A 26599-nucleotide genomic window follows, 5' to 3' on the forward strand; every position below is an offset into this window, starting at 1 on the left:
ATGGCTCCAGAACATAGTTCTAGCGCAGCGGCGGCCCGCGTAAAGGGCCACCGACCCCTTTTCAGGGCCGCTCGCAGGCAATCAGCAGGAACATCGGCCGGTTCAGCTCCACCTGCCATTCGGGATGCTCGGCAAGCTGCGCCGCGCTCGGTTTCCATTCCTCGACATGGCGGATGACGAAGCCGGCCGAAACCAGCGCGTTCAGCGTCGTGCCGATGGTTCGATGATGTTTGACGACGCCCTTGGCGAGCCAGTCCGTCGTGCGCGGGCCTTCGACGAGATAACCATCCACCGGCCAGACCGTCCTGCCATCCACCTCCGCCCAGTCGGGCTGTGAGGGCGCCATATAAAGCGGATGCTCGATGGTGAAGACGAAAGACGAGCCGGGCACCAGCGCCGCATGGATGCTGCGCACCAGCCGGCCGAAATCCGCGATATAGTGGAAGGCGAGCGAGGAATAGGCGAAATCGAAAGCGCCTTCCGGCAGTTCGAGCCGGTCGAGGTCGGCAATCTCGTAGCGCACGGCCGGCGACTGCGTCTCGGCCTTCGCCCGTGCGATCATGTTTTCCGAAAGGTCGAGGCCGAGCACGCTTTCCGCCCCCTCCGCCGCCGCATGGCGCGCGAACCAGCCGAAGCCGCAGCCAAGATCGACGATGCGCCGCCCCTTCAGATCGGGCAGCAGCGCGCGCACCGATTCCCACTCCGCCGCCCCGGCAAGCCCATGAACCGAGCGGGGAAGGTTACTGTAGCCCTCGAAGAAGGCCGGCTGGTCATAAATATTCTGGGCCATTGGAAAATCCTCTCACCGGGGACATACCCCGTTTTCAACAAAGGACAAACCCGTCCGCCTGACCACGGGAATGGATCGCAGATTGCCCGAACCGTTACCCGCCCCCTCTCCGGCCGGAACACCGCGAGCAAGACGCCCCTTACGGCCCCACGCGATTTCCCCGGACTTGACAGAAGCCACCTGCCCCTATCCGTTGGCGCCACGAAAGGAAGCGGCAATGACGATTTTGGACAGGTTCTCCCAGAAGGGCCGCGTTGCCCTCGTCACCGGCGCCGCGCGTGGTCTCGGCTTCGAGATCGCCAACGCGCTCGCGGAAGCCGGCGCGCATGTGGTGCTGACGGGCCGCACGCCCGCGACGCTCGACGAGGCCGTGGCGAAAATCACGGCGGCCGGCGGCAGCGCCTCCGCAACCGCCTTCGACATCGCCGACCGTCCCGCCCAACGCGCCGCGCTCGCCGATATCGAGCGCCGGCACGGACGACTCGACGTACTAGTCAACAATGTCGGCGCCCGCGACCGTCGCCCGCTCGCCGACCTCGACGACGAGGCGATCGACGACCTGATCCTGACCGACCTTGCCGCCGCCGCCAGCCTTTCGCGCGATGCCGCCGCCCTGATGAAGCGCAACGGCCACGGCCGTCTGATTTCCGTCACCTCCATCGGCGGCCATGTCGCCATGCCGAACGACGGCATCTACCCCGCCGCAAAGCAGGGCCTCACCGGCCTGATGCGCAGCATGGCGGTCGAATACGGCCCGCACGGCATCACCAGCAACGCCATCGCCCCCGGCTGGTTCGCAACGGAGACCAACGCCGCCATGGCCGCCAACGACGACCTGATGCCCTTTGTGCGCCAGCGCATTCCCGCGCAGCGCTGGGCGCGCCCCGACGAAATCGCCGGCGCCGCCCTCTTCCTCGCCAGCGACGCTGCCTCCTTCGTCAACGGCCATGTGCTGGTGGTGGACGGCGGGATGACGGTCAGGATGTGACGGCCGCCCACCTCGCCGCTAATCCGTGAACTCGTCGATCACCGCGAGAAAAGCCTCGCCGAAACGGTCGCGCTTCGAAACGCCGATGCCGGGAATGTCCAGCAGCTCCTCAAGGTCGCGCGGCCGCTCCTTGGCAAGCGCAATCAGCGTCGTATCGGGGAAGACGACATAGGGCGGCACGTCGAGATCCTTGGCGATGGAAAGACGCTCGGCGCGCAGCAGCTCGAACAGCGCCAGATCGGAACCGGAGAGGTTGGACTTTTCGCGCGCGGCCGGAGAACTGCCGGCGCGCGCCTTGCGCCCGCCCGCCTGCGGCCGATCCTTGCGGAACAGCACCTCGCGCTCATGGCGGAAGACGGCCCGCGCCTCCGGCTCGAGCTTCAGCGCGCCATAGGCAGAATGATCGACACTGATCAGGCCCATGGCCAGCAACTGCCGGAAGATCGACTGCCAGATGCGCGGCGCAATATCCTTGCCCGCCCCGAAGACCGGCATTTCCGTATGGCCGAACCGTTCCGTCTTCTCGTTGACCGTCCCCATCAGCACATCGATGACATGCCCCGCGCCAAAACGCTCGCCGGTGCGATAGACGGCGGCGAGCGCCTTGATGGCGGCCTCCGTGCCGTCCCAGGTCTCGACCGGGTTGCGGCAGGTATCGCAATTGCCGCAGCCGCCCGCATGCGCCTCGCCGAAATGCGCAAGGATCGCCTTGCGCCGGCAGCCGGCCGTCTCGCAGATGGCGAGCAGCGCCGTCAGCTTGGCGCGCTCGATGCGCTTGATCTCGTCCGCCGCCCCGCCCTCGTCGATCATCTTGCGGCGCTGCACGACATCGGCCATGCCATAGGCCATCCAGACATTCGAGGGCAGCCCGTCGCGCCCCGCGCGCCCGGTCTCCTGATAATAGGCCTCCACGGAACCCGGCAGGTCGAGATGGGCGACATAACGCACATCCGGTTTGTCGATGCCCATGCCGAAGGCGACGGTGGCGACGAGGCAGAGATTCTCTTCCTTCAGGAACGCATCCTGATTGGCGTCGCGCACCGCCCGGTCGAAGCCGGCATGATAGGGCAGCGCGCGGACGCCCTGCGCATTCAGCCAGTCGGCCGTATCCTCCACCTTGGCGCGCGAAAGGCAATAGACGATGCCGCTCTCGCCCTGATGACGCGACAGGAAACGCAGGAGCTGCTGGCGCGGCTGGTCGCGCTCGGCGATCTCGTAGGAAATGTTCGGCCGGTCGAAGCTGGTGGTGAAGACCTCGGCCTCCTCCAGCCCGAGGCGCTCGATGATATCGTCGCGCGTATGCGGATCGGCCGTCGCCGTCAGCGCCATGCGCGGCACACCGGGATAACGCTCGCCGAGCAGGCCGAGCGTGCGGTATTCCGGCCGGAAATCATGGCCCCATTGCGAGACGCAGTGTGCCTCGTCGATTGCGAAGAGCGCGATGCGCGCACCCGCGACCAGCTCTGCGAAGCCATCCGTGACGATGCGCTCAGGCGTCACATAGAGAAAATCGAGATCGCCGCTGCGCATGGCGTCGCGCACCGCGAAGAACTCCTCGCGCGACAGCGACGAATTGAGCGCCGCCGCCCTGACGCCAAGCTGCTTCAACGCCTCCACCTGGTCGCGCATCAGCGCGATCAGCGGCGAGATGACGATGCCGACACCCTCGCGGCAAAGGGCCGGAATCTGGAAGCACAACGACTTGCCCGCGCCCGTCGGGAAAAGCACCACGGCATCGCCGCCCGCCGTCACATGCTCCACCACCGCCTGCTGCTTGCCGCGAAAGGCATCGTAACCATAGACGCGCTTGAGCACGTCGAGCGGATCGGCGGCAGGCGCGGCGAAAAGGGCCGACAATGGACCGGGAGGATTGGGGAAACTGGCGTGACTCATGACCTGCACTTTCTTCCCCCATTCTGGCCAAGCCCGGCAATGTCGGCAACCACCCGACCGGCGACTTTCGTCTTCACACACAATGTTCTTGATTTGTTCTGATTTCAAGAGTAAGTTGCAAAAAATTGAGAGGGAGCGAAAAATGGATGCCTATGCAACACTCGGCGCCTCCGACGCCGCGGCGACAGCCACATTCTACGATGCCGTGCTCTCGACCATCGGCTGGGCGATGCATTCCGAATTTCCGGGATGGCGCAGCTATACCAAGGGCGGCGGCGAAGGCGGCTTCAAGCTCTGGCTTTGCACGCCCTTCGACGGTGCGCCGGCCAGCGCCGGGAACGGCACGATGATCGGCTTTGTGGCCGCCTCGCACGATGAGGTGCATGCCTTTCACGCTGCGTCCCTCGCCCTTGGCGGGACGGATGAAGGCCCGCCCGGCCCTCGCGCGCATTACGGCCCGAACTGGTACTCCGCCTATGTGCGGGATCCCTCGGGAAACAAGCTCGCCATCGTCTACGACAGCTAGGACGTTTCCGGCCGAAGCACACAGCGGCTTCGCGCGATGACGCCATGAGGCGTGGCAGAAACGGATTATTTCCCTGCCGGCCCCTTCACCCGGCCGGAGAGCACACCGAAGCCCTCGATGATGGCTTCTTGGTTCTCCATGCGGACGGTTTCCAACTGCACCTCCTGCAGGGCGCGCAGGATTTGCGGCACGCGCTCGCCGTCGCCCTCCTCCGTCGCCACGGCAAGCTCACGTTCGAGTTCACGGCGCTGCCAGAGGAGCGCGCGGGTGCGCTTGTGGAGGGCGAGCGCCTGGAGGTAGCCTTCGCGGGCATCTTCCGGTGCGGCTTCCGCCGTCGCGGTCCAGAGGCGGGAATTGCGGATCTGCTGGTCGAGACCGCGCAGCAGCGTGTCGAAGCCTTGGGCCTCCAGCTCTTCTATCAGCCGGTCGCGGTCGAGCCGCGCGCCGACGGCGCCGGCGATGCCGAGAAGCGAGGACCAGAGGCGCTGCAGGTCGCGGTTCTCGTATTCGATGATGGCGATTTCGTCATAATCGCTGAAGAGGAGGCCGGGATGGTTGACCACGGTAAGCGCCAGCACACTCTCGCGTAGTGCCGGCAGTTCCTGCGCGCCGCGCACCAGCGCGGAGCGGGCGAGCCGGTCGGAAATGCCCGATGGCACCGCATTGCCCTGCGGGCCGCCGCGTCCGCCGCCCCTGCCCGGCTGCCGGTTGCCGGAAAAGCCGCTGCCGCCCTGCCGCTGGGGCGGGCGGAAGAAGGTGTTCAGCCTTTCGCGCATGGCCTGCTGGTAATGGCGGCGCACATCCTCGTCGGCGATCACCGCCGTGACCTGCCGTAAACGCGCCTCAAGGGCGGCGCGGCTTTCGGGCGTGTCGAAATTCGTGCCCTGCACCTCGCGGTTCCAGATCATGCCGTCAAGCGGCTGCGCCCCGGCCATCACCTTGTCGAACGGCGCGCGGCCCTCATGGCGCACCAGATCGTCGGGGTCCTTGCCGTCCGGCAGCAGGGCGAAACGCACGGTCCGCTGCGGCTTGATGAAGGGCAGCGCCAGATCGGCGGCGCGGTTCGCCGCGCGGATGCCCGCCCCGTCTCCGTCGAAACACAGCACCGGCTCCGGCGTCATCTTCCAGAGGAGTTCGAGCTGGTTTTCGGTGAGCGCCGTGCCGAGCGGAGCGACGGCATTCTCGATGCCGGCCTGATAGAGCGCGATCACGTCCATATAGCCTTCGACCGCGATGACCGTGCCGCCCGCCCTGTCGTCCTGCCCGGCGCGGCCCGCCCCCTGCGCCGCCTTGCGGGCGCGGGCATGGTTGTAGAGCACGCTGCCCTTGTGGAAGAGTTCTGTCTCGTTGGAATTGAGGTATTTCGCCGGCGCATCCGGCGACATGGCCCGCCCGCCGAAGGCGATGACCTTTTCCCGCACCGAGAGGATGGGGAACATGATGCGGTCGCGGAAGCGGTCGTAGGAAACGGGAATGTCAGGCCCGTGTACGACGAGGCCGCAGGCCTCGATGGCCTCCTTCGGCACGCCCTTGCCCGCGAGGAATTCCTTCAGCGCATTGCGGCTTTCCGGCGCATAGCCGAGGCGGAAGGTCTCGATGGCGCGGCCGGTCAGGCCGCGGTCGCGAAGATAGGCGCGCGCCTTGGCGCCGCCCGGCGTCTGAAGCTGGTCCTCGAAGAAGCGGGTCGCCATCTCCATGACCTCGACGAGGCCCATGCGCTCCTTCTCGCGCTGCTCGGCCTCGCGGTCCGGCTGGGGCATGGCGACGCCCGCGAGGTCGGCGATCTGCTGCACGGCCTCCGGGAAGGACAGCCCTTCAAGATCGGTGAGGAAGCGGAAATGGTCGCCCGAGACGCCGCAACCGAAGCAATGGTAGCGCCCCTTGCGGTCCTCGCAGTGGAAGGACGGCGATTTTTCGCCGTGAAACGGGCAGCAGGCCCAGTAGTCGCCGCGCGAGACATTGGTCTTCTTGCGATCCCAGGTCACACGCCGGCCGATCACGTCCGAAATGGAAACGCGGTCGCGAATCTCGTCTAGGAAGGCGTTGGAAAAGCGCATGGATACCTCGGGTCGGGGTCCATATAACCATGCGGGCGGCCCGCCGCCAGCGCTAGTCGCCCGCCCACAGCAATTCACAGGTGGAAACAAGAAGGGCGGCCAGAGCCGCCCTTTCGTTCGAATGCCGTGCGCCGGCTTACTTCAGCAGGTCCTTCACCACGCCGGAAGCCTTGGCGAAGTCCATCTGGCCGGGGTGGCGCTCCTTGAGCACGGCCATGACCTTGCCCATGTCGCGCAGGCCCTGCGCGCCGATTTCGGCGATGACGCCGGCAATCAGCTCCCTGACCTTCTCGTCGGAGAGCTGCTCGGGCATGAAGCCCTGGATCACCGTGATTTCCTCGCGCTCCTGGGCGGCGAGTTCCGGGCGGCCGTTTTCGGCGAAGATCTTCGCGGATTCCTCGCGCTGCTTGATCATCTTGGCGAGAATCTGCAGCAGCTCGTCATTCTCCACCGGCCCCTTGCCGGCGCCGCGGTTGGCGATGTCGCGGTCCTTCAGCGTGGCCTGGATCAGGCGCAGCGTGGAAACACGGCAGGCGTCTCTTGCCTTGAGTGCATCCTTCAAGGCGTTTGCGATGGTATCGCGCATCATTTTCTCCATGGGAGGCTGCCTTCGCGGGATGCGCGGCTCGGCCTCTATCGTCGTTCGATTGTGCATGCTCATAGACCGGCGGAGGGTCCGCCGGCAAACGGATTACGCAAGCGATTGATTTCAAACGCTTTATAATTCCGCGCAATCCACAGGCAACGGTTGACCCCGCCCCCTGCTTTGTCTATTTTCCGGCACCTGCACGAAAATTGGCAATCAGGGCGAACCAACGCGGGTTTCCGCGCGCCTTTGCCTGCGACCTTAAATGGTGCCCGGCCTCTCGGCTTTCAAGCCAGCGCCCGGCACCGGAAACGGGATGACTATGACCTCGACCCCCGCATGGACCACTGAAAAGCCCACCGCCCTGCTCGTCCTTGCCGACGGTACGGTGATCGAAGGCAAGGGCATCGGCGCCACCGGCAAGGTGACGGCGGAAGTCTGCTTCAACACGGCGCTGACGGGCTACCAGGAAATACTGACCGACCCCTCCTATCTCGGCCAGATCGTCACCTTCACCTTCCCGCATATCGGCAATATCGGCGCCAATGACGAGGACATCGAGGACCTGACGCCCGCCGCCCGCCATGGCGCGGTCGGCACCATCTTCAAGGCCGACATCACCGATCCGTCGAACTACCGCTCGGCCAAGCATCTCGACGCCTGGCTGAAGGCGCGCGGCATCATCGGCCTTTCGGGCATCGACACCCGCGCGCTGACCGCCTGGATCCGCGAGAACGGCGCGCCGAACGCGGTCATCGCCCACGATCCGAACGGTGTCTTCGACATCGAGACGCTGAAGGCCGAGGCCAAGGCCTGGAGCGGCCTCGTCGGCCTCGATCTCGCCAAGGTCGCCTCCTCCGGCCAGTCCTCGCGCTGGAGCGAGGAGCCGTGGGTCTGGAACGAGGGCTACGAAGACCTTCCCGACGGCGACGTGAAATACCACATCGTTGCGCTCGACTACGGCGTGAAGCGCAACATCCTGCGCCTCTTCACGGGCCTCGGCTGCAAGGTCACCGTCATGCCGGCGACCTCCAGCGCCGAGGACGTTCTGGCGCTGAAGCCGGACGGCATCTTCCTCTCCAACGGCCCGGGCGACCCGGCGGCGACCGGCGAATATGCCGTGCCGGTCATCAAGACGCTGATCGAGACGGGTATTCCGATCTTCGGCATCTGCCTCGGCCACCAGATGCTCGGCCTCGCCGTGGGCGCGACGACCGAAAAGATGCACCAGGGCCACCACGGCGCGAACCATCCCGTGAAGGACCACACGACCGGCAAGGTCGAGATCGTCTCGATGAACCACGGCTTCGCCGTCGCCTCCTCCACCCTGCCGGACGGCGTCGAGGAAACCCACGTTTCGCTCTTCGACGGCACGAATTGCGGCCTGCGCCTTGTCGGCAAGCCGGTCTTCTCCGTGCAGCACCACCCGGAAGCCTCCCCCGGCCCGCAGGACAGCCACTACCTCTTCCGCCGCTTCATCAATCTGGTGCGCGAGAAGAAGGGCGAGGCAGCCATCCCGGAACGGGCGTAAGCGCCTCTTCCTCCATGCGTGCGAAAAGGCCCCGGACAGCGCGTCCGGGGCCTTTCGTTTTGGCGCTATGCCAAGAGGATTACGCCGCGCTCCGCCGCGTCACCAGCCGGTAGAAACGCCAGTTGAGCAGGATGGAGGCGGCCGAAAGGCCGGCGAGGAAGCCGTACCAGACGCCGATGCCGCCGAAGCCGGCCGGGAAAGCGAGGAACCAGGCGGAGAAGAAACCGATCGGCCAATAGGAGATCAGCGCCATGACCATCGGGATGCGCGTGTCCTTGAGGCCGCGCAGCAGGCCGGCGGCAATCGCCTGCAGGCCATCGACAAGCTGGAAGATGCCGGCGACCACCACGAAGGGGCCGGCGATGGCGAGGACGGCGGCCGAATCCTGACCCGTCTTGTCGAGGAAGATCGAGGCGAGCGTCGTGGGGATGGCGGCGAAGAGCACCCCGCCCGTCACCGAGATGCAGGCCGCGACGATCAGCACCGCCCAGGAGGCGCGCACGATGCCGAGCCGGTCGCCGCGCCCGTGCCCCACGCCGACGCGCACGGTGCCGGCCTGCGCCAGACCGAGCGGCATCATGAAGGCGATGGAGGCGAGCTGGAGCGCGATGCCGTGGGCGGCAAGCTGCAGCGTGCCGATATTGCCCATCAGCAGCGAGGCCCCGGAAAAGAGGCTGACCTCGGCGAGCATGGTGAGGCCGATCGGCAGACCCAGATGAAGCACTTCGCGGAAGGCCGGCCAGTCGGGTTTCCAGAAACGCACGAAAAGCTCGTAGCGGCGCATGTCGGCGCGTGACTGGATATAGAGGGTGATGAGCAGGAAGCTCAGCAGGTTGACGCCGAAGGAGACGATGGCCGCGCCAACGATCCCCATGGCCGGCAGGCCGAAATGGCCGAGCACCAGCGCATAGGCGAGGATCGCGTTGACCGTGAGTACGACGATCGTGATGTAGAGCACGATCCCGGCCCGGCCATGGGCGCTGACGAGGCCGCGCAGGGTCATGAACAGCAGCGCCGGCCCCATGCCCCATTGCGCGATCTTCAGGTAGCTGCCCGCGAGCGCCGCCACGTCCGGCTTCTGGCCAGCATAGAGCAGGATGCGCTCCGCATTGAAGAAGATCGGCGAGACGAGCGCGGCATAGATCAGCACCACCCACATGCCCATGCGCACGGAGCGGCGCACGGAGACGGTGTCGCCGCGGCCATAGGCCTGCGCCACCATGGGCATGACGGCATTGGCGAAACCCGAGCCGAGAATGAACAGGGTGAAGAAGAAGGAGCTGGCCAGCACGATGGCCGCCAGATGCGCCGCGCCGAGGCGGCCGAGGATCACCACGTCCGTCGTGTGGATGCCGAGCTGGGCGAGCTGCGCGCCGATAAGCGGCACGCCGAGCGCAAAGGTCGCCCGGAAATGCGCGCCCCAGCCGTTATCCTCGCGGTGCGATGCCATGTGCATGATAATTCTCACTTTCGCATCGCTTCCGATCACAAGATAGGGTCGCGATCAATCGAATAGCGTTGATGCTTTCATCAAAAATGCGCGGAACCGGGCCTTTTCCGCCGGCTCCGGCCGGAAATTTCGTCGAAATGTCATGTCGAAGGCGCGTCAGACGCTTTCCGACACGAGATTTTCCTTCGGGCCGACGCCGGCCCCCTTCAGCTTGACGAGGAAGACGACGAACCCGACCAGCAGGATCAACGCAGCCACCGCGAAGGGTGCGCCGGCAAAGGCGACCGGCGCGGACGGCGACGTGAAGTGGCTGAAGACCTGCGTGAAGATCAGCGGCCCGATGATGGTGGTGATCGATGAAACGCTGGTCAGCGCCCCCTGCAGTTCCCCCTGCGCGGAGGCCGGCACACGGGCGGAGGCGATGGAGCGCAATGGCGGATCGGCCAGCGCCTCCAGCGCCGTCAGCACGATCACCACATAGACCATCCAGCCCTGCCATGCGGCGGCATAGCCGGAAAGCGCCACGACCGAAAAGACCAGGCCGAGAAGCGCGGTGCGATACTCGCCCAGCCTCGGCACGACGCGCGGCAGGACAAGCCCCATGACGACGGCCCCGCCAATGCCGAAGATGCCGAGCGACAGGCCGATCTGCCCCTCGCTCCAGCCATAGCGATAAGCGGAAACGAAGGACCAGACCGCAGGATAGACGGCATGCGCCAGGCCGTAGCAGAAGAAGACGACACCGACCCAGAGCACGCCGGGATAGTTGCGCATCTGCAGGAGCGCGCCGAGCGGATTGGCGCGGGAAAGCTCGAAGCGGCGGCGGTTTACCGGCGCAAGGCTTTCCGGCAGCAGCACCCAGGCGCCGAGGAAATTGAGGAAGGCGAGTGCGGCCGCGCCATAGAAGGGAATGCGCGGACCGAACTCGCCGAGGATACCGCCGATCACCGGCCCGATGACGAAGCCGGTGCCGAAGGCGATACCCATCAGGCCGAAATTCTTCGACCGGGTCTCGTCCGTCGAGACGTCGGCGATATAGGCGGCCGCCGTGCCGAAGCTCGCGCCGCTGAGGCCGGCAAGCACCCGGCCGACGAACAGCATCCAGTAGCTCGTCGCCAGCGCGCAGATCAGGTTGTCGATGGCGAAGGTGAAGATGCAGGCAAGCAGCACCGGCCGCCGGCCGAAGCGATCCGACAGGTTGCCGACAAAGGGCGCGAAGAGAAACTGCATGCCGGCATAGACGAGCAGCAGCCAGCCGCCGTCGATGGCCGCCTGGCTGATATCGTCGCCCGTCAGCTCGCGCAGATAGGTCGGCAGCACCGGCATGATGATGGCGATGCCGATCACGTCGAGGAACATGATCATGAAGACGAGAAACAGCCCCCGCCGGGTAGACCTGGCATCGATCATGGCAAGACCTCAAGAAATGAATGTGCCCGCGCGGCGGGCGAAAATGTCAGGCGGCGAGTTCTATTTCACTTTTCCTGACGAAACAATCCGTGAACATCGCAAAAGTTTTGATGATTGGGATGCATCCGACTGATGAAAACGGAAAAACCCTCCGGCCTGGCCAGCCGGAGGGTTCCTTGAAAAAGATCCGGGAAGACGGCGTCAGACGTCGCCCTTGAACGTGTCGCAGGCGTCGACGCGGCCGGTATCGAAGCCGCGCTTGAACCAGCGGCGGCGCTGGTCGGACGTGCCGTGGTTGAAGCTTTCCGGCACGACATAGCCCTGCATGCGCTTCTGCAGCGTGTCGTCGCCGATCTGGGTCGCGGCGTTCAGCGCCTCCTCGAGGTCGCCGCTTTCCAGAAGCCCCTTCTGCTGGGTGTATTTGCCCCAGATGCCGGCATAGCAATCGGCCTGAAGCTCGACGCGGATCGACATCTGGTTGGCCTCCACCTCGCTCATGCGCTGGCGCTGCTGGTTGAAGCGCGGCAGTACGCCGGTGAGGTTCTGCACGTGATGGCCGACCTCATGCGCCACGACATAGGCCTGCGCGAAATCGCCGGCCGCGTCGAACTTGTTGGCAAGCTCGTCGAAGAAGCTCATGTCGAGATAGACCTTGTGGTCGCCCGGGCAATAGAACGGGCCGGACGCCGCCGAGGCGAAGCCGCAGGCCGACTTTACCGAGCCGGAGAAGAGCACCATCTTCGGCTCCTCGTAGCGCTCGCCGGCCGCCTGGAAGATGCCGTTCCAGGTGTCTTCCGTCTCGGCCAGAACCGTCGACATGAAGGCCTTGGTCTCTTCCTCCTGCGGCGAGGAACGGCTGCTGGCGCTTTCCGTCTGCTCGACGCCTGGCATGCTGCCCTGCCCGCCGCCATTACCCATGACCTGCAGGAGATCGATGCCCATCGCCTTGAAGATGAAGTAGAGGGCAATGAGGAAGATGATGGTGCCGAAGCTCATGCCGCCGCCGGCGCGGCGACCGCCACCCATCGGGATGCGGAAACCGCCGCCGCTGCCGCGGCCGAACGGATTGCCGCCTCCCATCGAAGGCCCGGCCCCGCGCTGGTCCTCGATATTGTCCGACTGGCGACGACCTTTCCATTCCATGGCGCATTTCCCCGCATTGAATTGCCGACGAACGCTCATCGCGTGAATTCGTTCCTCAGCAACGACTTATAGGGCCTGCAGGGGCCGCTTGCAAAACGAAAAGCGACCGCTCAACGCCGCCGCAGGCGGGCGCTCCACCCCGCCTCCCGCACGGCCAGCGCGCCCGCCCCCGCGATGAGGGCGCTGACCGCCGCCGCAATCACCCCACCGGCAAGAGCGGACGAACCGTCGAAGAGCGCCGCATGCATCAGACGCCCCGGCAGCAGCGTGAAAAGCCCCGCCACGACGATGCCGCCGAAATACATACCCGCGACCGCCGAGCGATGCGCCCGGATATCGCCGCGCCGGGCCGCCCGGATCGCCGGCACGCTGCCGAAGATCACGTAGAGCGACAGCAGGTGGATCGCGCTGAAACCGTGGAACGTGCCGATTCCATGAATGAAGAAGGTGGAGGCGCTCGTGGCGACCATCAGGCAGAGCCAGACTTTTCCAAGCAGCCGATGGGCCGGCGTGCCTTTGGGGCGTGCGAGCAGGACCGCGCCGAGCACGGCGGCTGGCAGCACGGTCGCGACGTGGAAACGGATGGCGAGCGAGGCATGGAGAAGCGGTTCGAGGGTCATGGCGGGGTCCGGCGCGGTTGAATTCACCGGCGTCTTGCGCCATTGATCGGGCCGCCTCAAACGCTTTGGCCCGAACGGACGGAAAACTTCGTGGAACGCCCCCTGCTGCAATCCGCGCTTCGTGAACTGCAGGCTTTCCTGCGCGCGCCGCGCTTCTGGGCGACGTTCGGCGCGGTCGTGCTGATCTTCTGGATAACCGGCCCCTACGGCACCGCCGAGCGACTGGCGGCCATCCCGCGCCTCGGCTTCTGGCTCGTGCTGCACGGCCTTGCCTGGGGCATCGCCGTCAGCGTCATCGTCCTCGTCAACACGCTGCTGCGCGGCCGTATCCCCAGCCTTGCCGGCCGCATGGCTATCGGAACCGTCGTGGCCGGCATTCCCGTGGGGCTGGCGACGGAGGCGGTCAGCCTCGCGACCTTCGGCGGCGCGCCGACGCTTTCCACCATCGCCGAAAGCATCGCGACGGGTCTCCTCCTCTCCGCCCTCTTCTGCGGCCTCACCTACCTGACGATGAGCAGCAGGCAGGCCGAGGCGCTCTCGCCCGCGCCTGCTCCGCAGGAGCGCATGGAAGCGCCGCTGCTGCGCCGCCTCAAGTCCGAGAACCGCGGCCCGATCCTGCACATGACCGTCGCCGACCACTATACCGAAGTGACGACGACCCGCGGGCGGGAACTGATCCTCCTGCGCTTTTCCGACGCCGTCGGGGAGATCGGCGGCACGCCGGGCCTCCAGGTGCATCGCTCGCATTTTGTCGCCGATGCGCATGTCGAACGGCTGCTGCGTGCCGATGGCCGGCTCGCCGTCATGCTCAAGGACGGCAGCGAGGTTCCTGTCAGCCGCAGCCGGACGGAGGCGGTGCGCATCCGCTGGGGCTGATTTTTTTGCCGCCCGTGTCGGCTCGCCGTTCCGCCGTTCGTCTCTAGGTATATCGTCAATCGCACATGCCAGGAGAAACCCCATGCGAAAGATCATTGTCGGCGCATTCACCAGCCTCGACGGCGTCATGCAGGCCCCCGGCGGGCCGGACGAGGACCCCATCGGCGGCTTCAAGTTCGGCGGCTGGGCGGCCCCGCTCTTCGACGAGAAGATCGGCGCTTTCATCGGCGAACTGTTCGCAAAGCCCTTCGACCTGCTGCTCGGCCGCAAGACCTACGATATCTTCGCGGCCCATTGGCCCTATGTGGAGAAGGACGACCCGATCGGCCCGCTCTTCGACCGCATCAACAAATATGTCGCGACCCGCAATCCGGGTTTCAAAACCACCTGGCAGAACAGCCATGTGCTCGGCCCGGACACCATCGCCGCAGTGCGCGGGCTGAAGCAGGGGGACGGGCCGGACCTCCTGACGCAGGGTTCCACCGAGTTCCTGAAGGCGCTTTTCGAGCACGACCTCGTCGACGAGGTCCACGTCTCCACCTTCCCGGTCATCCTCGGCAAGGGCAAGCGGCTCTTCAGCGACGGTTCCTTCCCCCGCGCCCTGACGCTGATCGATTCGCGCGTCAGCGACACCGGCATCGTGATGAACCGCTATGCCCGCGCCGGCGACGTCACCACCGGCTCCTTCGAATTCGAGACGCCGACCGACGCCGAGCTGGAACGCCGCCGCAACCTCACCTGAGCCATATCAGGCCAGCCCCTCCGCCGCCGCCGTCTCTTCCAGCCAGGCGGCGAAGGCGGACATGGCGGGGGTGAGGCTGCGCGATTGCAGGCGGGTCAGCCAATAGCTGCCGAGCGCGACGCTGGTGCGGAACGGCTGGACGACCGCGCCGGCGGCAAGCAGCCGCGAGAACATCAGCGGCGGCGCAAGGCCGACGCCCCCGCCCTGAAGCACCACCTCCATCATCGCCAGCGACGTATCGAAGACGATGGCGTTCTGCGGCGGCGGCGTGCGCGGCAGGCCGGCGGCCTCGAACCAGCGCGTCCACTCGTCGCGGCGGTAGGAGCGCAGCAGCGTCATGCCCAGCAGATCGGCAGGCTCCTTGAGATCGTGCGCGACCGAGGGCGTCGCAAGCACGGAAAGCGGCGCGTCGAAAAGACGGACGGCATCCGTCCCGTGCCACGCGCCCGCGCCGAAGCGGATGGCGAAATCGAGGCCTTCGGCGGCAAGGTCCACCCGGTTGTTGTTGGTGGAAAGCCGCACCTCCACGAAGGGATGGCGCTCGCGGAAGCCGGCAAGACGCGGCAGCAGCCAGCCGACGGCAAAGGTGCCGACCGCGCCCACCGTCAAAATCTCCCGCACATGCCCGCCGCGAAAGCGCTCCACCGCATCCGCCATGCGGTCGAAGCTGTCGCGCAGCACCGGCAGCAGGCTTTCCCCCTCCGCCGTGATCATCAGCCCGCGCGGCAGGCGCTTGAACAGCACGACGCCCATCTGCTCCTCAAGGCTCTTGACCTGATGGCTGACAGCCGCCTGCGTGACATTCAGCTCGATGGCGGCGCGCGTGAAGGAGAGATGGCGGGCCGACGCCTCGAAAGCGCGAAAGGCGTTCAGCGGAAGATATGGCCGAACCATGGCGATGCCCCAGTTTTTCTAATGGCTGAGACCAGTATTCATCTTTTGCCAGATCATCAAGGCATTGCTACCTTTGGCGCACAAACCATTCGAAAACCGAGGAAAACGTGATGGACCTGCGTCCCTTCGCGGCCGGCCTGCTGCTGGCCGCCGGCCTTGCCGTGCCCGCCGAGGCCCGTACTATCTGCACCATCGTGGCCGACGCGGCAAGCGACGCGATCATTCTGGAACAGGGCGACTGCAAGACGCGCGTCACCCCGGCCTCCACCTTCAAGGTGCCGCTCGCCGTGATGGGCTACGATTCCGGCTTTCTGGAAAATGCCGAGGAGCCGGTGCTGCCCTTCATGAAGGGTTATCCGGAATGGGGCGGCGAGAACTGGCGTCAGCCGACGACGCCGAAGCGATGGCTCGAATATTCCGTCGTCTGGTATTCCCAGCGCATCACCGAATTCCTCGGCTACGAGCGGCTGCGCGACTATGCCGAGGCCTTCGACTACGGCAATGCCGACATGACCGGCGACCCCGGCAAGAACAACAGCCTGGAGCGCTCCTGGATCGCCTCCTCACTGAAGATCTCGCCGCGCGAACAGGTCGGCTTCCTGAGGAAACTGGTGAACCGTGAATTGCCGGTCTCGGCCGAGGCGATGGATGCGGCGATGGAGATCGTCGAGGGGCGCGACATCGCCGATGGCTGGCGGGCGCAGGGCAAGACCGGCATGGCCTATTCGCAAAAGCCCGACGGCACCCGGAACTACGGCCGCCCGTGGGGCTGGTATGTCGGCTGGGCGACCCGCAACGACCGCACCGTCGTCTTCGCCCGGCTGATGCAGGACGAGACGAAGCAGGAAACACGCGTCAGCCTGCGTGCGCGTGACGGCATCCTTGCGGAATTGCCTAGCATTCTCGCCCGCAACTGAGCCTTGCCTGCCACGCACCTGCGACATCGCGAACCGACAGGGGAAAGCCCCCGCATTTTCCTGTCGATTCGGCAATTTTCGGGGTTCCGCTCACCCCCGCATTTGCCTATAAGCCGCTTCTAGCCTTTGAACGACCATAGATGCGCGCCCGGCCGGTGAACCCATCACCATGGCCGGTTTTACGCGCGCGCGGCAAATGCGTTAAGAACGGATAGAGAGATGCCCAAGCGCCAAGATTTGAAATCGATCCTCATCATCGGCGCGGGGCCGATCGTCATCGGTCAGGCCTGCGAATTCGACTATTCCGGCACCCAGGCCTGCAAGGCGCTGAAGGAGGAAGGCTACCGCGTCATCCTCGTCAACTCCAACCCGGCGACGATCATGACCGATCCGGGCCTCGCCGACGCAACTTACGTCGAGCCGATCACCCCCGAAGTCGTGGCGAAAATCATCGCCAAGGAGCGCCCGGACGCGCTGCTGCCGACCATGGGCGGCCAGACGGCGCTCAACACCGCGCTCTCTCTCAAGCGCATGGGCGTGCTCGACCGCTACAATGTCGAGATGATCGGCGCCAAGCCGGAAGCCATCGACAAGGCCGAGGACCGCGCGCTCTTCCGCGAGGCCATGGCCAAGATCGGCCTCGAAACGCCGAAGTCGATGCTGGCCAACGCCACCGAGATCAAGGACAAGGACCGCAAGGTCCATGAGGCCGAGCGCGCCAAGCTGAAGGCGGAACTGTCGGGCGATGCGCTCGACAAGGCGCTCGATGCGCTGGAAAACCAGTGGAACCTCGGCGAGACCGACCGCAAGCAGCGCTATATGAGCCACGCCATGGCCATCGGCGCGCAGGCGCTCGACACCATCGGCCTGCCCGCCATCATCCGCCCGTCCTTCACCCTCGGCGGCACCGGCGGCGGCATCGCCTACAACCGCTCGGAATTCTTCGAGATCGTCAATTCCGGCCTCGACGCCTCCCCGACCACGGAAGTCCTCATCGAAGAGTCCGTCCTCGGCTGGAAAGAATATGAAATGGAAGTCGTCCGCGACAAGGCGGACAACTGCATCATCATCTGCTCCATCGAGAACATCGACCCGATGGGCGTGCATACGGGCGACTCGATCACCGTCGCCCCGGCCTTGACCCTGACGGACAAGGAATACCAGATCATGCGCAACGCCTCGATCGCGGTGCTGCGCGAGATCGGCGTCGAGACCGGCGGCTCCAACGTGCAGTTCGCCGTCAACCCGGAAAACGGCCGCCTCGTCGTCATCGAGATGAACCCGCGCGTCTCGCGCTCTTCCGCTCTGGCATCGAAGGCCACCGGCTTCCCCATCGCCAAGATCGCCGCCAAGCTCGCCATCGGCTACACGCTCGACGAGCTGGAAAACGACATCACCGGCGGCGCGACCCCGGCCTCGTTCGAGCCGTCCATCGACTATGTCGTGACGAAGATCCCGCGCTTCGCCTTCGAGAAGTTCCCGGGCGCAGAACCGACGCTGACCACCGCCATGAAGTCGGTCGGTGAGGTCATGGCTATCGGCCGCACCTTCGCCGAATCGCTGCAGAAGGCCCTGCGCGGTCTCGAAACGGGCCTTACCGGCCTCGACGAGATCGAAATCCCCGGCCTCGGCGACGGCAACGACAAGAACGCCATCCGCGCCGCCATCTCCACCCCGACGCCGGACCGCCTGCGCATGGTCGCCCAGGCGCTGCGCATGGGCCTGTCGCTCGAAGAAGCCCATGAAGGCTCCAAGATCGACCCGTGGTTCCTCGAGCAGTTCAAGGCCATCGTCGACATGGAGGCCCGCATCCGCGAGCATGGCCTGCCGACCGACGCCGAGAACCTGCGCATGCTGAAGGCCATGGGCTTCTCCGATGCGCGCCTCGCCACCCTCTCCGGCAAGCGCCCGAAGGAAGTCGCCGAACTGCGCAACGGTCTGAACGTGCGCCCGGTCTTCAAGCGCATCGACACCTGCGCCGCCGAATTCGCCTCGCCCACCGCCTACATGTACTCCACCTACGAGACGCCCTTCGCCGGCGCGACGCGCTCGGAAGCCGGCATTTCGGACCGCAAGAAGGTCGTCATCCTCGGCGGCGGCCCGAACCGCATCGGCCAGGGCATCGAGTTCGACTATTGCTGCTGCCATGCCGCCTTCGCCCTGAAGGACGCGGGCTATGAAGCCATCATGGTCAACTGCAACCCGGAAACCGTCTCGACCGACTACGACACCTCCGACCGCCTCTATTTCGAGCCGCTGACGGCCGAAGACGTGATCGAGATCCTGAAGGCCGAGCAGACCAACGGCGAAGTCGTCGGCGTCATCGTGCAGTTCGGCGGCCAGACCCCGCTGAAGCTCGCCGAAGCGCTGGAGAAGAACGGCATCCCGATCCTCGGCACCGCGCCCGACATGATCGACCTTGCCGAAGACCGCGACCGCTTCCAGAAGCTGCTGCAGAAGCTGGACCTCGCCCAGCCGAACAACGGCATCGCCTATTCCGTCGAGCAGGCCCGCCTTGTGGCCGGCGAAATCGGCTTCCCGCTGGTCGTGCGCCCGTCCTACGTTCTCGGCGGTCGCGCCATGCAGATCATCCATTCGGAAGGCCAGCTCCAGACCTATCTGCTCGATACGGTGCCGGAACTGGTTCCCGAGGACATCAAGCAGCGCTACCCGAACGACAAGACCGGCCAGATCAACACCCTGCTCGGCAAGAACCCGCTGCTCTTCGACAGCTACCTGACCAACGCGACGGAAGTCGACGTCGACGCGCTCTGCGACGGCAAGGACGTCTTCGTCTCGGGCATCATGGAGCATATCGAGGAAGCCGGCATCCATTCGGGCGACTCGGCCTGCTCGCTGCCGGTTCATACGCTCTCGAACGAGATCGTCGACGAGCTGGAGCGCCAGACCAAGGCCCTCGCCAAGGCGCTCAATGTCGGCGGCCTGATGAACGTGCAATACGCCATCAAGGACGGCACGATCTACGTGCTGGAAGTGAACCCGCGCGCCTCGCGCACGGTGCCCTTCGTCGCCAAGACCATCGGCGCGCCCATCGCCAAGATCGCCGCCCGCGTCATGGCCGGCGAGGGCCTCGATGCGGCAATCGCCGCCTATGGCAAGAAGCCGGACCCGCGCAACCTCAAGCACATCGCCGTCAAGGAAGCCGTGTTCCCCTTCGCCCGCTTCCCGGGCGTCGACACGCTGCTCGGCCCGGAAATGCGCTCGACGGGCGAGGTCATCGGTCTCGACACCGATTTCGCACTGGCCTTCGCCAAGTCGCAGCTCGGCGCGGGCGTCGACCTGCCGCGCGAAGGCACCGTCTTCGTCTCCGTGCGTGACGAGGACAAGGACCGCGTGCTGACGGCCGTTCGCCTTCTCACCGAGATCGGCTTCAAGGTCATGGCGACGTCGGGTACCGCCCGCTTCCTCGCCGAAAAGGGCATCGAGGCGATCAAGGTCAACAAGGTGCAGGAAGGCCGCCCGCATGTGGAGGACGCCATCCGCAACCGCCAGGTCAGCCTCGTCATCAACACGACGGACGGCAGCAAGGCGATTTCGGATAGCAAGTCGCTCCGCCGCGCCGCGCTGATGCAGAAGGTGCCCTACTACACCACCATGGCCGGCGCGGAAGCCGCCGCCCAGGCGATCAAGGCCCTCAAGCAGGGCCAGCTCGAAGTCCGACCGCTGCAGTCGTATTTCTGAGAATCCGAATATTCAGGCCGGGCGGTTCATCCGCCCGGCCTTTTCATTCGCGCCATGACGCCGCCCCTCGCACATCTGTGGGTGGATGCTGCCCTGCGGCAAAAAAACTGGCTTTCGCGCGCTGCAATCTGCTATAAGGGCCGTTCAAACGCTTTCGACGGTTCCGGGGATTCTTCTCCGGAGACCGTTTTCTTTTGCGTTCACGCGGGCGGGAGCCTGCGGGACGCGGGCTGAAGGACGGGAAAAAATGGTTGAAAAGGTACCGATGACTCAGGGCGGTTACGTCAAGCTGCAGGAAGAGCTGCGCTGGCGTCAGCAGGAAGAGCGCCCGCGTATCATCGAGGCGATTGCCGAGGCGCGCGCCCATGGCGACCTGTCGGAAAATGCCGAGTACCATGCCGCCAAGGAAGCCCAGAGCCACAATGAAGGCCGCATCACGGAGCTGGAAGACTTCGTCGCGCGCGCCGAGGTCATCGACCTCACCAAGATGTCCGGCTCAAAGATCAAGTTCGGCGCCAAGGTGAAGCTCGTCGACGAGGACACCGAGGAAGAGAAGGTCTACCAGATCGTCGGCGACCAGGAAGCCGACGTGAAGCAGGGCCGCATCTCCATCTCCTCGCCCATCGCCCGCGCCCTCATCGGCAAGGAAGTCGGCGATTCGATCGAGGTGAACGCACCCGGCGGCTCCAAGGCCTACGAAATCCTCGCGGTTACCTGGGGCTGAGGCTCCCTGCCGGAGACCGGGGCGGTGACCGATATCAGGAACGTCGACGTAATCGCGCCGAACTTTAAGCGCCGGCTTTCCGGCGTGACGTCGACGATCGTCCAGCTCGTGCCCGCCCAGGTGAAGCTCGGGCTGCGCATCGCGGTGCTCGGCCCCGGCCTGCCGGACGGTGCCGGCCTGCCGAAGATCAGCTTTGGCGCCCTTACCGGCCTCTGGCGCGCGCCCGCAGGGCGCACGCACCGCATCTGGCACGCGCGGCGCAACAACGAGATGGGCTTCGGCCTTTTCCTGCGCGGCGTGCTGCGCATGCCGCTCAAGCTGGTTTTCACCTCGGCCGCCCAGCGCGAGCACAGCGCCTATACGCGCTTCCTCATCCGCCGGATGGACGCGGTGATCGCCACCAGCGACCGCTCGGCCTCCTTCCTCAAGGTGCCGTTCCGCGTCATCCGGCACGGCGTCGATCTCGACGCGTTCCACCCGCCGCAGGGCCATGACGATACGATGGAGGCGACGGGCCTGCCCGGCCGCCATCTCATCGGCTGCTTCGGCCGCATCCGCCACCAGAAGGGCACCGACCTCTTCGTGCGGGCGATGATCGAGCTTCTGCCGCCCTATCCCGACTGGACCGCCGTCATCTGCGGCCGCGCCACGGCGAGCCACGCGGCCTTTGCCGACGGCCTGAAAGCCGAGATCGCCGCCGCCGGCCTTTCAGAACGCATCGTCTTCATGGGCGAGGTGCCGGATGTGAAGGTCTGGTATCGCCGCCTCGCCCTCTATGTCGCGCCCTCCCGCAACGAGGGCTTCGGGCTGACGCCGCTCGAGGCCATGGCGTCCGAGACGGCGGTCGTCGCCAGCGATGCCGGGGCCTATGCCGAGATGATCGCCCCCGGCGAAACGGGCGCGGTGACGCCGGCCGGAAATTACGAGGCGCTGCGCGATGCGATCCGTCCCTATCTGGCGGACCCGCAGATGACCGCGCGCCATGCCGCCGAAGGGCTTGCGCTTGTACGCCGGACCTTCGCGCTGGAGAACGAGGCAAAGGCCGTCAACGCGGTCTATGAAAGCCTGAAATAGAGTTTACAGCTCCACCAGCCCGACCTTCTTGACCTGCCGGATCGTCAGCATGGTGCGCACGGTGTCGACCTGCGCATTGGCGGTCAGTTCCTCGATGACGAAATCCTGGAAGCGGGTGAGGTTCTCCGCCACGCAATGCAAGAGGAAATCGCTGTCGCCGGAGACCATCCAGGCCTGGCGCACCATCGGCCATTCGCCCGTCGCGGCCGCGAAGGCCTTGAGGTTCGCTTCCGACTGGTGCTTGAGGCCGACCATGCAGAAGGCGACGAGATCGTAGCCGAGGGCGGGCGCGTTCAGCAGCGCCGTATAGCCCTCGATGATGCCCGCCTCCTCCAGCTTGCGCACCCGGCGCAGGCACGGCGGCGCGGAAATGCCGGCGCGCGCGGCAAGCTCCACATTGGTCATCCGCCCGTCGGCCTGAAGCTCCTTCAGGATGCGGATGTCGATGGCGTCGAGTTCGGCACGGAACATGGGATTTTTTGAAACCTTTCAGGGTGGCGACCGGAAGTGATCCGAATCGCCGCATCAGCGCAACATTGTTACCGCAAGAGGCACAAATATGTCACGCGGGATCGCTTGCCTGTTGGCAAAGCGCGCCGCGCACTTGAAACTGCCCGTACTCCCCTCATAAATGAGGATCGAACACGACACGCCGGCCCACCCGCAGCGAAACCGCGCGAGGCGGGCCGATTGGGGCAAGGCCCCGGAAGGAACGATCATGTCCACCCGCCACGTCAAGGTGCTGATCATCGGATCCGGCCCCGCCGGCTACACCGCCGCCATCTACACCGCCCGCGCCATGCTGGCACCCGTGCTGATCGCCGGCATGGAACAGGGCGGCCAGCTCATGATCACCACGGATGTGGAGAACTATCCGGGTTATGCCGATCCGGTGCAGGGCCCGTGGATGATGGAGCAGATGCTCAAGCAGGCCGAACACGTCGGCGCCGAGATCGTCAACGACCTCGTCACCAATGTCGACCTCGACGTGCGCCCCTTCCGCATCTCCACCGACAGCGGAACGGAATGGACCGCCGACGCGCTGATCATCGCGACGGGCGCCAAGGCCAAGTGGCTCGGCATCGAGACCGAACAGACCTTCATGGGCTTCGGCGTTTCGGCCTGCGCGACCTGCGACGGCTTCTTCTATCGCGGCAAGGACGTCATCGTCGTCGGCGGCGGCAACTCGGCCGTCGAGGAGGCGCTTTACCTCTCCAACCTCGCAAAGAGCGTGACGGTCGTACACCGCCGCGACGGTTTCCGCGCCGAGCGCATCCTTCAGGAGCGCCTGTTCGCCAAGGAGAACGTCAAGGTCGTCTGGGACCACGAGGTCGTCGAATATCTGGGCGGCGAGGCCAAGCCGCCGATGCCGGCCGCCGTCAACGGCGTGAAGCTGCGCAACGTCAAGACCGGCGAGACGCGCGACGTCGAGACGGACGGCGTGTTCGTCGCCATCGGCCATGCGCCGGCGGTCGAACTCTTCAAGGGCAAGCTGCGCCAGAAGCCGAACGGCTACCTCTGGACGGCGGCCGATTCCACGGCGACGGACGTGCCCGGCGTATTTGCCGCAGGCGACGTCACCGATGACATCTACCGCCAGGCGGTCACGGCCGCCGGCATGGGCTGCATGGCGGCCCTCGAAACCGAAAAATACCTTGCAGGTCATATGCCTGTCGCAATTGCGGCCGAGTAGAAGCCGCCAACAAAGGGAGGCGGGCCAGCTCCGACCTCCCTGTGGGAACAGTCGAAACAGCGATCGGGCGGGAAGCGCATGCTCCCCGCCACAAGAGACATATGGGGGATAGAATGCCGCTCGATTGGGACAAGCTGCGGATTTTTCATGCCGCGGCCGAGGCGGGTTCGTTCACGCATGCGGCGGACAAGCTGCATCTTTCTCAATCCGCCATCAGCCGCCAGGTCAGCGCGTTGGAGCAGGATGTCGGCATCAAGCTGTTCCACCGCCATGCCCGCGGCCTCATCCTCACCGAACAGGGCGAAATCCTCTACCGCACCGCCCATGACGTGCTGATGAAGCTCGAAAGCGTGCGCGTGCAGCTCACGGAAAACACCGAGAAGCCGAGCGGCAAGCTGCGCATCACCACCACCGTCGGCCTCGGCCAGGGCTGGCTGACGGACAAGGTGCAGGAATTCCTCGCCCTTTACCCGGACATGCAGGTGCAGCTCATCCTCGACAACGAGGAGCTGGACGTGAACATGCGCCATGCCGACTGCGCCATCCGCCTGCGCGAGCCGCAGCAGTCCGACCTCATCCAGCGCAAGCTCTTCACCGTGCACATGCACGTCTATGCCGCGCCGTCCTACATCAACCGCTATGGCGAGCCGCAGTCGATCGACGATTTCGACAACCACAAGATCATCACCTTCGGCGAGCCGGCCCCGAACTACCTGCTGGACGTGAACTGGCTGGAGATCGCCGGCCGCGATTCCGACAATCCGCGCCCCTCGGTGCTGCAGATCAACAGCCTCACCTCGATCAAGCGCGCGGCCCTGCTCGGCATCGGCATCGCCATGCTTCCCGATTACATCGTCGGGCGCGATCCGGGGCTGATCCAGCTCGTCACCAATGCGGACGTGCCGTCCTTCGATACCTATTTCTGCTATCCGAGCGAGATGAAGAACTCGGCCAAGCTCAAGGTTTTCAGGGACTTCATCGTCGCGAAAGCACGCAACTGGAACTTCTGAGGACAGGTCTTCTCAAGGCCTGCGCCTCATGCATGGCTGACATGCACATTGAAACCTTGCCGCCTGCACAAAAAACCATCATATCGCCCGTAGCTGATGCATTTTGGTGGCTTTTTCCTCCCAGTGCCACCGCGTCGGCTGTTCCCCTCTGGAGGTTTTATTACCTTCAAAACTACAAAGGGCCCAAGTTGATCTTGCGGCCCTCTTTTTTTGCCTTGTGTTAACCAAGACGGAATTTTCAACGTTCCCGGAAAACTTGGCATCCGTTTCTCTTGAAGAAACATCACCCCTCCCCCATATTCAAAACAGCCGGTGCACCCGCGGACTTTCTCCTCCCAGTGCCGCGCGCCGGCTGTTCCCCTCTGGAGGTTATTCGACCTTCAACCTTGCAGGGCCCAGGCTTCGCTTGCGGCCCTCTTTTTTTTGCCGGCACCTCTTGCATCGCAAAAGAACGATCACAATATCGGCAAAAGACGATACATCCATCGCCAGATAACGATAGACAAGATGACACCGCTCGACACCGACGAAATCCTCAAGGCCCTCGCCCATCCAAAACGGCTGGAGATTCTCGCCTGGCTGAAGGAGCCGCAGGTGCATTTCACCGGCCAGGAGCATCCACTGGAATTCGGCGTATGCGCCGGCCAGATCGAAAAGCGCTGCGACCTTTCGCAGTCCACCGTTTCCGCCCATCTCGCCACCTTGCAGCGCGCCGGTCTCGTGACGACGCGCAAGGTCGGCCAATGGGTGTTCTTCAAGCGCGACGAAGGCAGGATCGCGGCTTTCCTCAGCCACATCAACGGCGCTCTCTGATACCCCCTCCCAGCCAGAAGAAGGACATTTCCATGACCTCCCTTTTCGACCCCCTGACGATCGGCGACATCCAGCTCAAGAACCGCATCGTCATGGCGCCGCTGACGCGCAACCGCTCCCCGGGCGCGGTGCCGAACACGCTGAACGCCGCCTATTACGAACAGCGCGCCAGCGCCGGCCTCATCATCACCGAAGGCACGCCGATCACCCAGCAGGGCCAGGGCTATGCGGATGTGCCGGGCCTCTACACGCCCGAGGCGCTCGCCGGCTGGAAGCAGGTGACGGATGGCGTACACAGGGCCGGCGGCAAGATCGTCGTGCAGATGTGGCATGTCGGCCGCGTCTCCCATGACAGCCTCCAGCCGAACGGCGGCAAGCCGGTCGCCCCCTCCGCCGTCACCGCCAAATCCAAGACCTATCTCGTCAATGCCGATGGCAGCGGCGCCTTCGCCGAGACGTCGGAACCGCGCGCCCTCGAGCGCGACGAGCTTGCCGGCATCGTGGAAGACTATCGCCATGCAGCACGCGCCGCCATCGACGCCGGCTTCGACGGCATCGAGATCCACGCCGCCAACGGCTATCTCATCGACCAGTTCCTGCGCGGCGGCAGCAACAAGCGCACGGACGATTACGGTGGCTCCATCGAGAACCGCGCCCGCTTCCTCTTCGAGGTCGTCGACGCCATCGTGGCGGAAATCGGCGCAGGCCGCACCGCCATCCGCATCTCGCCGGTAACGCCCGCCAACGACGCCTTCGATGCGAACCCGCAGCCGCTCTTCACCCATGTGGTCGAGGGCCTTGCCCGGCACGCCCTCGCCTATATCCACGTCATCGAGGGGGCGACGGGCGGCGCACGCGACCACCAGCAGGGCGACACGCCTTTCGACTATGCGGCGCTGCGCGCGGCCTATGCCGCAGCGGGCGGCAAGGCGGCCTGGATGGTCAACAACGGCTATAACCGGGAACTGGCCATCGAAGCCGTGGAAGACGGCAAGGCCGATCTCGTCGCCTTCGGCAAGCTCTTCATCTCCAACCCGGACCTCGTGGAGCGGCTGAAGAACGATACGGTGATGAACGCCCCGGATGTCGGCACCTTCTACGGCGGCGGCGCGAAGGGCTATACGGATTATCCGGCCCTCGAAAACGTCGCCTGAGGACTT

Annotated in this window: 24 protein-coding genes; 14 read left to right on the forward strand and 10 right to left on the reverse strand. The window is 65.3% G+C overall.

Annotated elements, in window-relative coordinates; all coding sequences use genetic code 11:
- Positions 1 to 61: 61 nt before the first annotated feature.
- Positions 62 to 790, reverse strand: a complete 729-nt coding sequence (locus K8M09_RS11285) for a class I SAM-dependent methyltransferase (protein ID WP_160786921.1) — start codon at positions 788 to 790, stop codon at positions 62 to 64.
- 217 nt (positions 791 to 1007) lie between these two features.
- Here K8M09_RS11285 and K8M09_RS11290 point away from each other — a divergent pair, with 217 nt between their 5' ends.
- Positions 1008 to 1778: an SDR family oxidoreductase gene (locus tag K8M09_RS11290; RefSeq protein ID WP_160786920.1), complete on the forward strand. Its 771-nt coding sequence runs from the start codon at positions 1008 to 1010 to the stop codon at positions 1776 to 1778.
- Between the two features lie 18 nt (positions 1779 to 1796).
- Here K8M09_RS11290 and recQ read toward each other — a convergent pair whose 3' ends face one another.
- Positions 1797 to 3671, reverse strand: coding sequence for a DNA helicase RecQ (gene recQ / locus K8M09_RS11295; protein ID WP_160786919.1), 1875 nt, complete (start codon positions 3669 to 3671; stop codon positions 1797 to 1799).
- Between the two features lie 142 nt (positions 3672 to 3813).
- Between recQ and K8M09_RS11300 the strand changes: the two genes are divergently transcribed.
- The gene (locus tag K8M09_RS11300) at positions 3814 to 4197 is read left to right on the forward strand and encodes a VOC family protein (protein ID WP_160786918.1); all 384 of its coding nucleotides are present in this window, start codon (positions 3814 to 3816) and stop codon (positions 4195 to 4197) included.
- A gap of 65 nt (positions 4198 to 4262) precedes the next feature.
- Here the strand turns inward: K8M09_RS11300 and dnaG are convergent, their stop codons facing one another.
- Together dnaG and K8M09_RS11310 are read right to left on the reverse strand one after the other, a co-directional pair.
- A complete protein-coding gene (gene dnaG / locus K8M09_RS11305; RefSeq protein ID WP_160786917.1) occupies positions 4263 to 6254 on the reverse strand; it encodes a DNA primase in 1992 nt (663 codons plus the stop codon).
- A gap of 136 nt (positions 6255 to 6390) precedes the next feature.
- Positions 6391 to 6840: a GatB/YqeY domain-containing protein gene (locus K8M09_RS11310; RefSeq protein ID WP_206366683.1), complete on the reverse strand. Its 450-nt coding sequence runs from the start codon at positions 6838 to 6840 to the stop codon at positions 6391 to 6393.
- Positions 6841 to 7162: 322 nt separating this feature from the next.
- Here K8M09_RS11310 and carA point away from each other — a divergent pair, with 322 nt between their 5' ends.
- The gene (carA, locus tag K8M09_RS11315; RefSeq protein ID WP_160786962.1) at positions 7163 to 8371 is read left to right on the forward strand and encodes a glutamine-hydrolyzing carbamoyl-phosphate synthase small subunit; all 1209 of its coding nucleotides are present in this window, start codon (positions 7163 to 7165) and stop codon (positions 8369 to 8371) included.
- Between the two features lie 79 nt (positions 8372 to 8450).
- Here the strand turns inward: carA and K8M09_RS11320 are convergent, their stop codons facing one another.
- Together K8M09_RS11320 and K8M09_RS11325 are read right to left on the reverse strand one after the other, a co-directional pair.
- On the reverse strand, positions 8451 to 9827 hold the full coding sequence (locus K8M09_RS11320; protein WP_160786916.1) for an MATE family efflux transporter: 1377 nt from the start codon (positions 9825 to 9827) through the stop codon (positions 8451 to 8453).
- Positions 9828 to 9977: 150 nt separating this feature from the next.
- Complete coding sequence (locus K8M09_RS11325) at positions 9978 to 11231, reverse strand: TCR/Tet family MFS transporter (RefSeq protein WP_160786915.1); 1254 nt, start codon at positions 11229 to 11231, stop codon at positions 9978 to 9980.
- On the opposite strand from K8M09_RS11325, the gene K8M09_RS11330 reads away from it, so the two are divergent.
- A complete protein-coding gene (locus K8M09_RS11330) occupies positions 11185 to 11364 on the forward strand; it encodes a hypothetical protein (RefSeq protein ID WP_170299527.1) in 180 nt (59 codons plus the stop codon). The two genes, K8M09_RS11325 and K8M09_RS11330, sit on opposite strands and share 47 nt — an antisense overlap.
- A gap of 68 nt (positions 11365 to 11432) precedes the next feature.
- Here the strand turns inward: K8M09_RS11330 and ypfJ are convergent, their stop codons facing one another.
- Both ypfJ and K8M09_RS11340 read right to left on the reverse strand, forming a co-directional pair.
- Positions 11433 to 12374 (reverse strand): KPN_02809 family neutral zinc metallopeptidase, encoded by a 942-nt coding sequence (gene ypfJ / locus K8M09_RS11335; RefSeq protein ID WP_160786914.1) that lies wholly within the window; start codon positions 12372 to 12374, stop codon positions 11433 to 11435.
- 110 nt (positions 12375 to 12484) lie between these two features.
- Positions 12485 to 12994, reverse strand: coding sequence for a DUF2306 domain-containing protein (locus K8M09_RS11340; RefSeq protein ID WP_160786913.1), 510 nt, complete (start codon positions 12992 to 12994; stop codon positions 12485 to 12487).
- A gap of 90 nt (positions 12995 to 13084) precedes the next feature.
- Here K8M09_RS11340 and K8M09_RS11345 point away from each other — a divergent pair, with 90 nt between their 5' ends.
- Both K8M09_RS11345 and K8M09_RS11350 read left to right on the forward strand, forming a co-directional pair.
- Complete coding sequence (locus K8M09_RS11345) at positions 13085 to 13870, forward strand: LytTR family DNA-binding domain-containing protein (RefSeq protein WP_160786912.1); 786 nt, start codon at positions 13085 to 13087, stop codon at positions 13868 to 13870.
- Positions 13871 to 13952: 82 nt separating this feature from the next.
- The gene (locus K8M09_RS11350; protein ID WP_160786911.1) at positions 13953 to 14612 is read left to right on the forward strand and encodes a dihydrofolate reductase family protein; all 660 of its coding nucleotides are present in this window, start codon (positions 13953 to 13955) and stop codon (positions 14610 to 14612) included.
- Positions 14613 to 14618: 6 nt separating this feature from the next.
- Here K8M09_RS11350 and K8M09_RS11355 read toward each other — a convergent pair whose 3' ends face one another.
- A complete protein-coding gene (locus K8M09_RS11355) occupies positions 14619 to 15506 on the reverse strand; it encodes a LysR family transcriptional regulator (protein ID WP_160786910.1) in 888 nt (295 codons plus the stop codon).
- A gap of 107 nt (positions 15507 to 15613) precedes the next feature.
- Between K8M09_RS11355 and blaOXA the strand changes: the two genes are divergently transcribed.
- The 4 genes from blaOXA (at position 15614) to K8M09_RS11375 (ending at position 21923) form a co-directional block, all read left to right on the forward strand.
- Positions 15614 to 16423: a class D beta-lactamase gene (blaOXA, locus tag K8M09_RS11360; RefSeq protein ID WP_380735349.1), complete on the forward strand. Its 810-nt coding sequence runs from the start codon at positions 15614 to 15616 to the stop codon at positions 16421 to 16423.
- Positions 16424 to 16642: 219 nt separating this feature from the next.
- Complete coding sequence (carB, locus tag K8M09_RS11365) at positions 16643 to 20125, forward strand: carbamoyl-phosphate synthase large subunit (RefSeq protein ID WP_160786908.1); 3483 nt, start codon at positions 16643 to 16645, stop codon at positions 20123 to 20125.
- Between the two features lie 247 nt (positions 20126 to 20372).
- A complete protein-coding gene (gene greA, locus K8M09_RS11370; protein WP_160786907.1) occupies positions 20373 to 20849 on the forward strand; it encodes a transcription elongation factor GreA in 477 nt (158 codons plus the stop codon).
- A 24-nt stretch (positions 20850 to 20873) separates the two neighbouring features.
- Complete coding sequence (locus K8M09_RS11375; protein WP_160786906.1) at positions 20874 to 21923, forward strand: glycosyltransferase family 4 protein; 1050 nt, start codon at positions 20874 to 20876, stop codon at positions 21921 to 21923.
- Between the two features lie 3 nt (positions 21924 to 21926).
- Here the strand turns inward: K8M09_RS11375 and K8M09_RS11380 are convergent, their stop codons facing one another.
- On the reverse strand, positions 21927 to 22394 hold the full coding sequence (locus K8M09_RS11380) for an Lrp/AsnC family transcriptional regulator (protein WP_160786905.1): 468 nt from the start codon (positions 22392 to 22394) through the stop codon (positions 21927 to 21929).
- A 247-nt stretch (positions 22395 to 22641) separates the two neighbouring features.
- On the opposite strand from K8M09_RS11380, the gene trxB reads away from it, so the two are divergent.
- The 4 genes from trxB to K8M09_RS11400 all read left to right on the forward strand — a co-directional run bounded on the left by trxB (position 22642) and on the right by K8M09_RS11400 (position 26593).
- Positions 22642 to 23616 carry a thioredoxin-disulfide reductase gene (trxB, locus tag K8M09_RS11385; RefSeq protein WP_160786904.1) on the forward strand — a complete coding sequence of 325 codons (975 nt, stop codon included), beginning with the start codon at positions 22642 to 22644 and terminating at the stop codon, positions 23614 to 23616.
- A gap of 113 nt (positions 23617 to 23729) precedes the next feature.
- Positions 23730 to 24626 (forward strand): LysR family transcriptional regulator VtlR, encoded by an 897-nt coding sequence (locus K8M09_RS11390; RefSeq protein WP_160786903.1) that lies wholly within the window; start codon positions 23730 to 23732, stop codon positions 24624 to 24626.
- A 507-nt stretch (positions 24627 to 25133) separates the two neighbouring features.
- Entirely contained in the window at positions 25134 to 25439 is a 306-nt protein-coding gene (locus K8M09_RS11395) for an ArsR/SmtB family transcription factor (protein WP_160786902.1), read from the forward strand.
- A gap of 32 nt (positions 25440 to 25471) precedes the next feature.
- On the forward strand, positions 25472 to 26593 hold the full coding sequence (locus K8M09_RS11400) for an alkene reductase (RefSeq protein ID WP_160786901.1): 1122 nt from the start codon (positions 25472 to 25474) through the stop codon (positions 26591 to 26593).
- The last annotated feature ends 6 nt before the right edge of the window (positions 26594 to 26599 follow it).

Origin of the sequence: Shinella zoogloeoides, assembly GCF_020883495.1 — a bacterium.
GTDB lineage: Bacteria > Pseudomonadota > Alphaproteobacteria > Rhizobiales > Rhizobiaceae > Shinella > Shinella zoogloeoides.